Annotated in this window: 9 protein-coding genes; 2 read left to right on the forward strand and 7 right to left on the reverse strand. The window is 52.1% G+C overall.

The window, feature by feature from the left end; all coding sequences use genetic code 11:
* Positions 1-650 precede the first annotated feature (650 nt).
* On the forward strand, positions 651-3,809 hold the full coding sequence (locus QZR21_RS05160) for an autotransporter outer membrane beta-barrel domain-containing protein (RefSeq protein ID WP_296097285.1): 3,159 nt from the start codon (positions 651-653) through the stop codon (positions 3,807-3,809).
* 877 nt (positions 3,810-4,686) lie between these two features.
* Here QZR21_RS05160 and QZR21_RS05165 read toward each other — a convergent pair.
* From QZR21_RS05165 to QZR21_RS05180, 4 genes are all read right to left on the reverse strand, one after another.
* Positions 4,687-5,739 (reverse strand): L-threonylcarbamoyladenylate synthase, encoded by a 1,053-nt coding sequence (locus QZR21_RS05165; protein ID WP_296095932.1) that lies wholly within the window; start codon positions 5,737-5,739, stop codon positions 4,687-4,689.
* Positions 5,736-6,611, reverse strand: coding sequence for a peptide chain release factor N(5)-glutamine methyltransferase (gene prmC, locus QZR21_RS05170; RefSeq protein ID WP_296095930.1), 876 nt, complete (start codon positions 6,609-6,611; stop codon positions 5,736-5,738). The genes QZR21_RS05165 and prmC overlap by 4 nt, the downstream gene beginning before the upstream one ends.
* Positions 6,601-7,683 carry a peptide chain release factor 1 gene (gene prfA, locus QZR21_RS05175; RefSeq protein ID WP_296095927.1) on the reverse strand — a complete coding sequence of 361 codons (1,083 nt, stop codon included), beginning with the start codon at positions 7,681-7,683 and terminating at the stop codon, positions 6,601-6,603. The genes prmC and prfA overlap by 11 nt, the downstream gene beginning before the upstream one ends.
* A gap of 280 nt (positions 7,684-7,963) precedes the next feature.
* On the reverse strand, positions 7,964-8,215 hold the full coding sequence (locus QZR21_RS05180) for a type B 50S ribosomal protein L31 (RefSeq protein ID WP_008858969.1): 252 nt from the start codon (positions 8,213-8,215) through the stop codon (positions 7,964-7,966).
* Between the two features lie 379 nt (positions 8,216-8,594).
* Here QZR21_RS05180 and QZR21_RS05185 point away from each other — a divergent pair, with 379 nt between their 5' ends.
* Positions 8,595-9,569, forward strand: coding sequence for a hypothetical protein (locus tag QZR21_RS05185; RefSeq protein WP_296095921.1), 975 nt, complete (start codon positions 8,595-8,597; stop codon positions 9,567-9,569).
* Positions 9,570-9,731: 162 nt separating this feature from the next.
* Here the strand turns inward: QZR21_RS05185 and nth are convergent, their stop codons facing one another.
* From nth to QZR21_RS05200, 3 genes are all read right to left on the reverse strand, one after another.
* Positions 9,732-10,388, reverse strand: a complete 657-nt coding sequence (gene nth / locus QZR21_RS05190; protein ID WP_296095920.1) for an endonuclease III — start codon at positions 10,386-10,388, stop codon at positions 9,732-9,734.
* Entirely contained in the window at positions 10,385-11,305 is a 921-nt protein-coding gene (locus QZR21_RS05195) for an NAD(P)/FAD-dependent oxidoreductase (protein WP_296095916.1), read from the reverse strand. The genes nth and QZR21_RS05195 overlap by 4 nt, the downstream gene beginning before the upstream one ends.
* Before the next feature lie 389 nt (positions 11,306-11,694).
* On the reverse strand, positions 11,695-13,344 hold the full coding sequence (locus tag QZR21_RS05200; protein ID WP_296095914.1) for a nucleoside kinase: 1,650 nt from the start codon (positions 13,342-13,344) through the stop codon (positions 11,695-11,697).
* Between the last annotated feature and the right edge of the window lie 85 nt (positions 13,345-13,429).

Genomic DNA, 13,429 nt, shown 5'->3' on the forward strand with positions numbered 1-13,429 from the left:
GCGATTTTAAGGACAGATTCACTTATCATGCTGCCACCGCTCGAAATGACGGGGTGTGGGTAGTGTCAATTGGTGCGGAGGAGCCGCTGTCACTTTTCATAAGGCGGCGCTCCCCAATTTGTGCACCGCCACCTTCCCCTCGGGCGAAGCCCGTTCCCCTTGCGCCACTTCGCCGCAGGCGTTACCCTTGCTCCACCTCTCATAGGGTTATACGATTCCAGGCCACCCAGTATTTATGTCAGTCCTGGTATCATAAGGCGGCGCTTCCCAATCTGTGCGCCGCCACCTTCATTCCTAATTCCTCATTCCTCATTCCTAATTTTTTCCCGCCACCGCCACTCCTCACTCCTAACTCCTCATTCCTAACTTCCATGCGCCGCCACCACCATTCCTAATTCCTCATTCCTAATTTTTCCGACGCCACCTTCACCCTATCAATACCATGAACGCATGACAAATCTTTCTATCTATATAATTTTTACATAGATAGAACATCGTTGGACATATTTTTTACATCGTTATATACTATTTTTAAATAGCTGAATAAATCCAATATCCCAATTCCTATATCCTTTACGTATCGTTACGTATCTTCTGAAATAAGCAGCCTGAATTTCTCAGTTTTCGATGTAATAGAAAGGAATGGTCCCATGGTATCCGGAAATTTCACCCACCCGAAAAAGGTTTCCAAAAAGCTTGTCTTCCTCTGCGTCAGCGCCCTGCTGCTGGCCGGTGGAGCTACTGTATTCGCCAACGATAAAACCATTGGCAGCAGTGTAGATGCCACCAGCATCACCGGGAGCAATATGCTGAATACAGTGACCATCTCTGATAATTCAACGGCTACCATTACCAATGGAGATAAAACCTGGACTTTGGAGAACACTGCTAAAGCCAACGAATGGGACACCATAAAGGGCGGCACAAGCATCGAAAATAATTTTACAGAAGCTTTGGAATCCGCCAGGTATCAGCCAATGGGCAACCGGATTAATATTACAGGAAACAGTGACCTGACTATCCAGAAACTCATTGGGGGCGAAGTAACAAAATTCACTGTTATGGGCAACCAGAAACGGGTCGTCAATGATAACATTATTACTATTTCCGGAAGCGGCACACTCAAAGCTGATGAAATTATCGGCGGCTACCGAAGTTATGATATCAAGTATGATTCCGTTCACCAGAATGTGATCAACATTGAAGGAAAAACGATTATCGGAAGAGATGGCGGTACCGTTTACATTTACGGCGGTAAAGTAGGATATGATGTATGGGATGATATAAATAATGGCAATGTGGAATACGGCATCATCAATATAAGCGGTACAGCGAAACTGGATAATGCATATGTCTCAACCGGCTACACCAATGTTCAAAAACAAGGCGGCCATATATTGAATGGACAGATCAATCTCTCCAGTGATGCGGACGTCTCCAGCAGCAGCCTCTTCGGTGCCCAAAGACCAAATCATAGTCGTAATAATAATAATGAAAGAAATAACGTATTAAATATCGGCTACAAAAACAACATCTCCACCAACCTCTCTGGAATTACCACTGACCCGGACACTGCTTTTGCTGTAGGAATTGGCGGAAATGATAATGGCACACAAATGGAAGATAATAAAGGTACATATCTGGTACAGACCCCGGAAGTATCTACGTGGAACAATAATACAGTCAAGGAAATAGGTGAATTTACGGCCATTAAGATCTGGTCTATGGATAAAAAGCCGGCCCTCTTCGTAAAAGACAACGCCAGTTTCAAATATACTAACGGAAGTTCACGCTGGACAAATCAGAATACAGTGATTGATTTGTCCTATCTGACCTCCGGTAAAGACTTTGGTACTTACTATAAAGAGGACCTTGGGCAGAATTATGATAAAGAAGGTGGCGCCCAAAGCGAAGGAAGAGAAGATGAAATCGACCTGACTAAGGATGGTGTGGATTCTTCAAATATCCTTCTGGCCTCGGTGAAACCAAATGCGACTATTACAATTATTGAAACCGCAAATTCAGACCTGACACCTAATGAAATTGACCCGGAACTTCTTAAATACGGTTACACGCCCGGCACTCCTGAATCCAAAATCTATTACAATCCCTTAGTCTATGGTTATAAGATTCAAAACAGTTCAGGCTCCAACGTTCTCAACGGAACCTATAAGGGCTGGGCAGAGATAAATGTACGCCTTACTCAGAATAAGACAACGGGTCAAATGTATTCACCTACCCACGTCTACTGGAAGACCGGTGACATCACAGTAAATACTATTTCCTTCCCCAATCTCATCCTGGATGGTTCCGGAAAGCCAGTAAATCCTATTACTTTGGAGAAATACAACTATATCTTCAATAATGACACCGCCCTTTCCATGGGGACTATCTCGAAGACCGGGAATTCTCTCATTTCCCCTTCCGACAGCTTCACCCTCATCGATGGGAGCGGCGCCCAGTCTGTGACGGGGCTGGAAAACCTCAAAGGCGGGACTGACCGTATTTCCTATACCCTCGATGACGGGGCGGTGTCGGCTACGGCTTCCGGAACTATGGGTATCACCGATGACAATAAAAATCTGACCTATTCCCTGGGCAATCCGGAGACCATCACCTACCACTCCCTGGACTGGACGAAGACTGCGCCCATGGTGACCCTGGATGCCGGCAAGACCTACGACCTTTCCCAGACCGCCATCGATACGTCGGCCATGCAGATGAAGGGGCTTTCTTCCCTGAAGCGGGGCGTCAATATGCGGACTCTCCTGACTGTCAATGGCCATGACGCAGGAATCGATGAAAGCAAACTGACAGACTCCCCCATCCACATCACCCTGGGCAGTACCCTGGAAGGCACAGGCCGGGCGCTACTGCAGGACGGAGACCTGGTATACCGGGCGGATATGGACCGGCAGCCCCAGACCCATAAGACCCTGCTGGGCCAGGAAGCGGGACTGGCGGCCCTCATCGAGTCCAATGATCTCATCCTGGACACCATGAAGAACCTGGATAAGTCCGCCGATGGCATCGAAGCCTTCGGCACCGTGGGTGGCGGAGAAAACCGCTATGAAACGGGGAGCCACATCACCACAAACCTCTGGCGGGGACAGGCGGGCTTTGCCCGGAAGGACAGCTCCAAAAAGGGAAGCTCCTGGGAATACGGCCTCTCCTATGACTACGGCGATGGCTCCTACCGCACCTTCTACCGGGGCACCGGAAACGGCAAAATCAACTACAAAGGCGCCGGAATCTTCGGGAAATATATCCGTCCCGACGGATTCTACGGAGAAGCGTCCTTCCGCATGGGCCGGGCCTCCAACGATGCAAAGAACATCCTCCACGACGAGCTGGGCCGGCCGTACCGGTACAGGACAGACAGCCTGTACAACGCCTTCCATGTGGGTATCGGCCGGATTTCCGACCGGGGCCATGGAAACAGCCTGGATACGTACCTCCGCTTCTTCCACACCCACCTGAATGGAGACACCTTCGAAGCCGGCGGCCACTACGACATCGACAGCCTCGAAAGCAATCTGGCCCGCATAGGCACCCGGTGGCAGCATAAGGACCACCGCTTCGAGTACTACGCAGGCCTGGCCTACGAATATGAATTCAGCGGTAAAGCCTATGGCATCGCCGACGGCATGGACATCGAAAGCGCCTCCATCAGAGGCGGCAGCGTCCGCTTCGAATACGGCGCCAGCGTAGACACCGGAAAATGGAGAGTCGCCATCAACGGCAGCGACTACGCGGGAAAACGGAAAGGATTCAACGGAAACCTCTCCCTCACCTGCCGGGTATGGTGAAAGAAAAACAGCAGCCTCTGGGGCTGCTGTTTTTTTATTTGGGTAGAAGTGCGGCATGCGAACGGATGGGGCCTTGTGCGGATTCGCCTGCGGCGCTTCTCATTGGTTCCCCTCCTCAACTTCGCCACCATACCTTCTGTCTCCAACCGTTTATCGTCATCTCGAGCGGTGGAAGAATGCCAAGTGACTCTACCGTCCAGAATCGCTACAGCTCCGATGAGTCGAGAGATCTTTCTAGTAGATGACTATGACGGGGTTTTCAAAGATAGAGTAACATTGAGAGTTGAGAGTTGAGAGTTGAGGTCCAGCGGCTTCGCCGCTAATCGTTAGCCTCCTTCCTTGGGAAGGAGGTGGCGCCGTAGGAGACGGAGGTTAGCTGATGGATGCGCCGCAGGCTAAGGACTTGGCTCCCCCTCCGGGGGAGCTGGCGCCGCAGGCGACTGAAGGGGTGCATTTGCGGTGAAGCCGCCATCGTGTTTCATAAGGCGGCGCTTCCGGTAGAACCGATATCCTCTGGAGTTGTAAGACCGTCACAGGCATTTACCAGAAAGATTTCTCGACTCATCGAAGCTGTAGCGATTTTAAGGACAGACCTACTTAGCATGCTCCCACCGCTCGAAATGCAGCAGTCCTGCAGAGGACTGCTGAGCCGGGCCCAAATTGGCGCTTTTACTGCACATTAAAGCGCCTTCCTTTCGGGGCCCGGTCGACCGGGGTGTGGGTAGTGTCAATTGGAATGGCAACGTAGTTGCGAATATACTCGATCTCGACCTCAATCTCGATCTCACCAGCGCCGCCACCACCACTCCTAACTCCTCATTCCTAACTTCTGTGAGCCGCCACTTTCACTCCTCACTTTCCCCAGCCATTTTTACAATCAGTCCTTCTTTTCCACCACGATATGGTAGCCCGATGCTTTGGTGAGGCGGTTCATGATGGCCAGGCCCAGGCCTTTGGAGTCGGTGCCTTCTCCGATGATCCGGTCCACCGGGTGCTTGTTGAAGTACAGGAGCCCGGAAAACAGGTTGTGGGCAAAGCTTTCTTTATCCTTCCGGCTGCCCCAGATGAAAAGGGTAAGACCTTCCGGAAGTTTCTCCGCAGTTTCCCGGCTCACGAAGAAGCCATATTTTTCATCTTCCTTCTGGGCAAAGGAAAGTATTTCGCTTTCCACCTTGTCCGTGTTTCCGGTATACACCGTGAGCGGTGCCTTCGGTGCATAGTGGCGGTACTTCATGCCCGGTGCCTTCGGGTGCTCCCCTGCTTTCACGCCGCCGGAAAGGATGGCTTTATCCACCACCGTGGGGGCAAAGGCGGAGAGCATTTCCAGGGTAATGCCACCGGGCCGGTAAATGACGATGGTCCCGTTCTCGATGCCGATGACCGTAGATTCCAGGCCCACTTCGCAGGGGCCGCCGTCCACGATGGCCGGAATGCGGCCATCCATGTCATGGAGTACGTCCTCTGCGGTGGTGGGGCTTGGGCGGGTAGAAATATTGGCACTGGGGCCGGCCAGGGGCACGCCGGCTGCCCGGATGAGAGCCCGGGTCGCTTCGCTCCTGGGGCAGCGGATGGCAATGGTCATCAGGCCGCCGGAGGTTTCCATGGGGATCATGTCCTTCTTGGGAAAAACGATGGTGAGCGGTCCCGGCCAGAAGGCGTCCATGAGCTTCTTTTCCAGGGGCGTCACTTCTTTCACGTATTTTTCTACTTCCGAAGGAGCCGATACATGGACAATGAGGGGATTATCGGAAGGCCGTCCCTTGGCTGCGTAAATCCGCTTTGCCGCCTCGCCGTCCAGTGCATTTCCTCCAAGGCCATACACCGTTTCCGTAGGGAACGCCACCAGGCCCCCATGACGAATGATTTCTCCCAGGGCGAAGACTTTATTTCTGTAATAGTCTTCGTCTACTTTTACCATTTCTGTGTTCATTCGTTTTCCTTCTTCCTGCAATACAGGGCCCGCTCGATGCCGCCGTAGTCTTTGATGATTTCAAAGGAATCGTAGTCTCCCGAATCTTCAAAGAGCTTCCGCACCTCATCGGCCTGATGGATGCCGAATTCCATGGCCAGGAATCCGCCGTCCTTCAGGTGGGAAGCGGCGGAATCCGCCAGTTTCCTGTAGAAATCGAGGCCATCCTTCCCTCCGTCCAGGGCCAGCGCCGGTTCATGCTGCACTTCTTTCTGGAGCCCCGGGATATCGCCGGAGGGAATGTAGGGAGGATTGGTCAGGATGCCATCGAAGACTTCCCCCTCCTCCAGTGCTGTGAGGTAGTCCCCTTTACGCCAGGCCACCCGGTGGTCCAGGGAAAGTTTCTTTCCATTTTCCTCTGCCACCGCCAGGGCATCGTCAGAAATATCAACGCCCACCCCCGTATCCTCTTTGCAGTAATAGAGGAAACTCAGGAGTATGGCGCCGCTTCCGGTTCCCAGGTCTGCCACTTTCAGTCCCGGTTCCCCCCTGTGATACTGGATCACCTTTTCCAGCCAGGTTTCCGTATCGGGCCGGGGAATCAGTACATGTTCATTCACCTGGAACGTAAGGCCCATGAATTCCTTTTCCCCGATAATGGCGGCGGTGGAAATGCCGCTCACCCGTTTTTTGATGTATTCCCGGTACCGGGCCAGCTCCGATGGCTCCACAATTTCATCAAAATCGGTGTAAAGATAGATTCTTGATTTGTGAAGCACATGGGCCAGCAGCAGTTCCGCATCCAGCCGGGGGGACTCCAGGCCGTGCTGCTGGAAATAATGGGTGGTCCAGGTGATCAGTTTTTTGATGGTCCAGATCGTATTACCGGCCATTGGTTTCCCCTTCTTTCATGCGCCGCGCCAGGTCTTCTTCCATGAGACGGTCCAGGATAGGATCCATATTTCCATTCATAAAATCATCGAGCTGGTAAATGCTCATATTGATGCGGTGATCCGTGACCCGTCCCTGGGGATAATTGTAGGTGCGGATCCGTTCGCTCCGGTCCCCGGAGCCTACCTGGCTCTTCCGGTCTGCCGCTTCCTTGCTCAGGGATTCCCGCATGGCCTTATCGTAGAGCCGGGATTTCAGGATCTGCAGGGCCTTTTCCTTATTCTGCCGCTGGCTCCGTTCATTCTGGCAGGTCACCACCATGCCCGTGGGCAGGTGGGTAATGCGGATGGCGGAGGAGGTTTTATTGATATGCTGTCCGCCGGCGCCGGAGGAACGGTACACATCGATACGCAGGTCCTCCCGGCGGATATCGATGTCCACGTCTTCCGCTTCCGGAAGAACGGCCACCGTCACTGCGGACGTATGGACCCGGCCCTGGCTCTCGGTTTCCGGAATACGCTGCACCCGGTGCACGCCGCTTTCAAATTTCAGGATGGAATAGGCATTCTTTCCTTCAATGGTGCAGGTCACTTCCTTGAAGCCTCCGAGGTCCGTCTCATTGGCATTGGCAATTTCCAGCTTCCATCCCTTCCGCTCGGCGAACTTGATGTACATCTTCAGGAGATCCGCCGCAAAAAGAGCAGCCTCTTCCCCGCCGGTACCGGCCCGGATTTCAAGGATCACGTTCTTTCCGTCATTCGGATCTTTGGGGATCAGCATCTTATGGATGGCAAGGTCCAGCTCTTCCTTCTTCTTGTCATTTTCCTTCAAGTCTTCCTTCGCCAGGTCATGGAGCTCTTCCTGGGATTTGTCCTCCAGGATATCCAGGGCATCTTTGCAGGCTTTATCGGCCTCCTTGTATTCCCGGTACTTGGAAACAATTTCTCCCAGTTCCGCATGTTCCTTGGAAAGGGCTCTCCATTTATTCTGGTCCGCAATCACTGAAGGATCGCTGAGCTGGTCCTCCAGCGTGATATAACGGGCTTCCATGCCGTCCAATTTATCAGTCTGCATTGTATCACCTTTTGTTTTTACTTATATGTGGGTTTGAACCCATGTGTATATGGGGCTAAGGGTTGTGGCTTTGCCGGAGCAAAGCAGGGGCATGAGGCGGGGCAGCGCTTCCTTACTATCAGCCCCTGACCTTCCCTTTTGAACCTGCCGGTCAAGCCTGTGAGTCCGGTAGAATCCTCAAAACCTTCTGAACCCTCCCTGTGTCCTGGCCATAGTGTCAGCCACCGATCCGCCAGAACCGCCGGCAGGGCAGAAAAAAACAGGGCTGCTGCCCTGTTTCTCAGTCGGATGTTTTTCCGTAACGTTTGTTGAACTTTTCGATACGGCCGCGAGCCTTTCCGAAACGCTGCTGTCCTGTATAGAACGGATGGGATTTGCTGCTGATATCAATATTGATCAGCGGATATTCATTACCATCTTCCCATTTTACAGTCTGGTTGGAAGTTGCTGTAGAACGGGTCAGGAAAGAGTAGTCAGCACCGATATCACGGAAAACGACTGGATGATAATCCGGATGGATTCCCTTCTTCACTTGTTGCACCTCATTTCAATACCATAGATAATTCTTTGCTATTATAACAAACCGCGACTCCTATTGCAAGGAAATATTTTGGAAAAATGAGAGCCTCTCAAAATTTCTCAAAGTCCCCATGATATTACAATAATTTATTTATATTACTAATAATATAAACTTGATTATAAAGACATCTCTTCAATGAATTGTTCATTCCTGAAATCATCCCCATCCCCCCAATGTATCTTTCTATTTCTTTTTGATTCTTGAATTAATTATATACAATATAATTCTCCCGTTCAATCAAAAGAACATCGATGGTCCTTTAGTTTTTCCTCACTCTTGCGCCATTTCTTTTTAACAGGTATACTAGTAGGGAATTGTTTATTTAAAGGAGATGGACGTTTTGAATTTTGGTGACGCACTTGTGGCCTTTTTGAATATCGGCCTTTTCAGCTCGCTGGTCAGCCGTTTTACAGGAGCCAATACGGCAATCCTCGTTTTCTGTTCCCTGCTTTACCTGGGAAGCACGCCCCTGGAAACGGTGGGAATTATGCTGACGTACCTGGTTTTTATGCGCCTTACGATTTATACCCAGAAGAAGAAATTAAATTTCAAGCGGATGCATGTATTTAAAGGGTATCGGGTGATTCTTCCGATTGTACTGATCATCGTTTCCCTCTTTATCTATCCCTTTGCGGCTCTGGCTATTTTCCTTCTTCTTTTCATGACGGAAATCCTGTACCAGATGTGGCAGGATGTACCGATGGAGCATCGGGCTTCCCGGGGCCAGCTTACGGGCTGGATTATCACCGGCGCTGTTCTCACCACCATCGGCATGGTGGTTGTGAAGTTTATCCCCGGCAGCATTTACTACATCATCGGCGGCATCGCCGCTTTCCTGGTGTGCCTTTTCTTCTGGTGGATTGGCCAGGACAGGGAACGGCTGGAGGGAATCTGGGACAAGGTGGTGCTCTTCTCCTTCCTGTTCCTCGGTCTCTTCGGTTTTGATACGGCAGACTGGCTGGACGATATGCGCCGCCAGGTCAATAAGACCCCCATTGCCTACAACCTGCCCTTCATTTTCCTGCCGGTCTTCTTCATCGGTTTCCTGATGGCCAATGTGCTTTTCGGCATTTTCTCCCTTTCCGGTCTGGTCATCACCTTCTTCGGTGCCATTTCCATGCGGCTCTTCGGTTACTATGAAGTGTCCCGGAAGGGCAAGGCAAATCTGGTCTCCCTGGGCTTCACGGTACTGGCCATCCTGCTCCTGCTCATCACCGCTCCAGAACCAACGGGCATTTCCCAGGCCGTGGACGCTTTCCTGCCGGCAAATACTTACGGATTCCATGGAATTCTCAACATGTTCTGATTTATACATAAAAAAACTCCCCTAAGGGGAGTTTTTTTATGTGCGAATCGGATGATGAAGTACCGGCTGATCCATACCACCGGATGAGTCTGCAGGCCGGTCCGGCGGCCTGCGGCGATTCTCTGTTTGGGCGCCGACGCTTCACCTGCAGGACATTTCCTTTCATTCCCCTTTCCAGGGAGTCACTTTGACGGTACAGGAGGGGCAGACATTCTGGAGGAAGCAGGTCTCGCAGTCCGGCTTTCTGGCGTGGCATACTCTTCTTCCATGCCAGATCAGCCAATGGTGGGCAGCGGACCAGTCTTTTTCAGGAATGGCCTTATGAAGTCCCATTTCCACTTCCAGCGGCGTCTTTCCTACGGCCAGTTTCAATCGGTTCGACACGCGGAATACATGGGTGTCCACCGCTATGGCAGGATGGCCAAATCCTACACTCCACACTACGTTTGCCGTTTTCCTTCCTACGCCGGGGAGTTTCACCAGTTCATCAAAATCTTCCGGCACCTGGCCATGGTATTTTTCCAGAAGCATATGGCTCATGGCCAGGATATGCTTTGCCTTGGAATGGTAGAGCCCACAGTCATGGATTTCCGTTTCCAGCTGGGGCAGGGTGAGGGCTGCCATTTTCGCCGGTGTATCGAGACGGGGAAAGAGGCGCTGGGTGACTACATTTACCCGTTTGTCGGTGCACTGGGCCGACAGGATGACCGCCACGAGAAGGGTAAAGGGGCTGGAAAAATGGAGCATGGGGCCGTCATTTTTATAGACCTCCCCCAGCCGCCGGAGCTGTTCGTCCCTGATTTTCTTTGTAACTCTCATGGTTCTGTGCGCAGCAGGTATTCATGAGCCGCCAGCGCCGCTGCTGCCCCCTCTCCGGCTGCGATGATGATCTGTTTATTGCGGCAGTCCGTTACGTCTCCCGCCGCAAAGAGACCATCCACCGACGTTTCTCCTTCTTTATCGGTCATGATTTCTCCCAGAGAATTTATTTTTACTTCTTTGGGAAGGTAGGAATTGTTCGGAATGCCCCCGGCTTCCACGAAGACACCGTCCACGGAAATATCGTGGAGGCTGCCATCCGCCTTATTTTTGACAGTGAGGGCGGACACTTTCCTGTCCCCCTTCACTTCTTCCGGCGTATAGCCCAGGAGGACTTCCACATGGCTTTCCGCCTTCATCCGCTTCACCAGGATTTCCTGGGCCCGAATACGGCTTCTTACGACCAGATATACTTTAGGGCAGAGCTTTGCCAGCTCAATGGCTGATTGCACGGCACTGTCACCGCCGCCCACAATGGCCACCGTTTTATTCCGGTAGAACAGGGCATCGCAGGTAGCGCAGTAGCTGACACCGCGGCCGGTGTATTCCTTTTCTCCCGGGATATCCAGGGTACGACTGTGTTTTCCTGCAGTAACAATGCAGGTTTTGCCCCTCAGTTCCTTCCCATCATCCAGATGGGCCGTGAAGTAACCGTCCCCATCCTTTGTCAGGGATTTCACGCCGGCATAGATGAAATCTACGGGGTACTGCTTCACCTGGGCTTCCATTTTATCGGCCAGTTCAAATCCGGAAATGGAAGAAAAGCCCAGATAATTTTCAATCTTTCCGGTCAAAAGCATCTGGCCGCCAATATCCGTGGTCACTACTTTCACGGTCAGTTCTTTTCTTGCTGCATAGAGAGCGGCGTTCAGTCCCGCAGGACCGGCACCTATAATCAGTACATCTGTCAATTCCATAAAGTTCCTCCTTAAGTATATCGATATTCATCGTTTCATATATTCATTATATACGATAGGTCAAGGCCCTGCAAATGGGCTGGGGCGGAGTATGCGGTTCGGGTTTCTCTCTATACGTATGTATGGGGAGAAAGGTGGTGGGTGCTTCGTGACGGGGGCCATTGCTGGAATAGGCTGCGGCCTTTGGCCGGGGCTCTGTCCTTCGGACATGGCTCTGCCTGGCGGCACGGCTGTGGCCTGCGGCCAGGGAAAGTGCGGCGCACAAACCATATGGCGCCGCAAAAATTATATAATTTTCTTCCTTAAGCCCAGGCGGCAGCCTTTGCCCTGGCTGAAAGCCACTGTCTTGCCTCAGGCAGAGCCCCGGCCATCGGCCGCTGCCCATTCTCTTATCTGTTCAGAAACGACTTTCCCACACCCTTATAGCCCACAAATTCACGAAGCAGGGATTCTCCCGGGACGATGGACGCATCCAGCTCACGGAAGGGCCGGAGGAATTGGAGCATCCGCAGGGCTTCCGCATAGGCAGGACTCTTGGGCGATATGCTTTCCAGCAGGGGACGGGCCAGTTTTTTCAGTACCGGAATTTCATAGAGCAGGGCCGTATTGAAGACCACATTCGCCCGGTTCTGGTACTGGAATATATTCCGTTCCTCCCCTTTCCGCACGTTGTCCCAGGTGAGGAGCGTGTGTTCCGGACCGTTGCCGCGGAACTGGAAATCCCGGACCAGCCGGCGGAGGAGACGGCTGTCGGAGGTAGAAATCCGGTTATGGTCATTGATAGTAAGCTGGGTCAGGGCCGACAGATATACCCGGAGACACTGGTACCCCGGAACGAAGTAGGTAAGTTTCGGATTCAGGGCATGGAGGCCTTCCACCAGGATGGGCTGTCCCTTCCCCAGCTGCACTTCCCTTTCTTCCCACTCCTTTTTGCCTGTAATGAAATTGAAATGGGGAAGGTGGACCTTCCTCCCCTCCAGGAGCGCGGATACGGTGTCCTCGAAAAGGGGCAGGTCCAGGGCTTCCAGGTTCTCCCAGTTTTCATTTCCCATCTCATCCCGGTTCCTGAAGTAATCATCCAGGGACAGCATCACCGGCCGTACTCCATTCACCCAGAGATGGACAATGAGGCGCTTCATAAATGTGGTTTTTCCTGAAGACGAAGGGCCTGCCATGCACACCAGCCGGATCGGCAGTTTCTGGCCGCAGATGGTGTCTGCCAGCTGGGCCATTTTCTTTTCCTGCAGCGCTTCTGCGGTGGCTACGATATCGTAAATACTGCCGTCATCGATGGACCGGTTCAGCTCTTCCAGGTTATGGCAGCCGATGAGCTCGCTCCAGTCCTGGGTCTCCAGGAAGACCCGGGCATAGAGGGGATCGTCTTCCTGGGGCGTGAGCTTTGTCTCTCCGGGTCCCGGAATCTGCAGGAGAAATCCGGGGGCATAGGAATGGAGGGCAAAGGCCCTGATAAAGCCCATGTCCGGAAGCATGGGGCCAAAATAATAATCAATGAGGCTGCCGCACTGGTCCACATTCAGTTCGGATACGTCCAGCTGGGAAAGGAGCTCCGCATCTTCCAGGCGTCCTTTCATGCGGAGAAAGGCTATGGCCCTGTTTCTCCCTACCATGAGCTTCGTAATCTTCCGATGCTCGGAAACAATCTCTTCCATCCGCTTTTCCAGGGCACCCAGTTCCTTGGCAAGAGGGGTATGTCCATCTTTAAATTCACAGTAAATGGATTTTCCCAGGGAATGTTTGACTTTAACATCCGCCTTTTCTCCGTACACTTCTTTTACAGCACAGACAAGGAGCATGATCGCCGTCCGCCGGTACGCCTGGTAAGCCTGCTTGGAGGAAAGGGGAATCCATTTGACGTCGCAGTCTTTGGTGAAGGGTGTCTGGAAATCAAGGATTTCACCGCTGCAGTCTGCCAGTACAGCCTCTTCCCGATTCCGGCTGCCCCGGACAATGTTCCACAGGTTCTGGGGAGAAGCGCCATCAAAAAGATCAAAGCTTCTTCCTTCACAGGTTATATGCATAGGAATGCCTCCTTACAGGTTCAAATTACGGTTTGTCGAGCTGTTAGAGCGAAGCTTACGGATAGAGTCATTCGTGCGGGGCTTC

The organism is uncultured Dialister sp. (assembly GCF_900541605.1).
Taxonomy (GTDB): domain Bacteria; phylum Bacillota; class Negativicutes; order Veillonellales; family Dialisteraceae; genus Dialister.

Excerpts from the sequence above, each read along its gene's own strand:
- QZR21_RS05160 (WP_296097285.1), top strand. The coding sequence starts at position 651 with ATGGTATCCGGAAATTTCACCCACCCGAAAAAGGTTTCCAAAAAGCTT.
- QZR21_RS05165 (WP_296095932.1), bottom strand. The coding sequence starts at position 5,739 with ATGAACACAGAAATGGTAAAAGTAGACGAAGACTATTACAGAAATAAA.
- prmC (WP_296095930.1), bottom strand. The coding sequence starts at position 6,611 with ATGGCCGGTAATACGATCTGGACCATCAAAAAACTGATCACCTGGACC.
- prfA (WP_296095927.1), bottom strand. The coding sequence starts at position 7,683 with ATGCAGACTGATAAATTGGACGGCATGGAAGCCCGTTATATCACGCTG.
- QZR21_RS05185 (WP_296095921.1), top strand. The coding sequence starts at position 8,595 with ATGGACGTTTTGAATTTTGGTGACGCACTTGTGGCCTTTTTGAATATC.
- nth (WP_296095920.1), bottom strand. The coding sequence starts at position 10,388 with ATGAGAGTTACAAAGAAAATCAGGGACGAACAGCTCCGGCGGCTGGGG.
- QZR21_RS05195 (WP_296095916.1), bottom strand. The coding sequence starts at position 11,305 with ATGGAATTGACAGATGTACTGATTATAGGTGCCGGTCCTGCGGGACTG.
- QZR21_RS05200 (WP_296095914.1), bottom strand. The coding sequence starts at position 13,344 with ATGCATATAACCTGTGAAGGAAGAAGCTTTGATCTTTTTGATGGCGCT.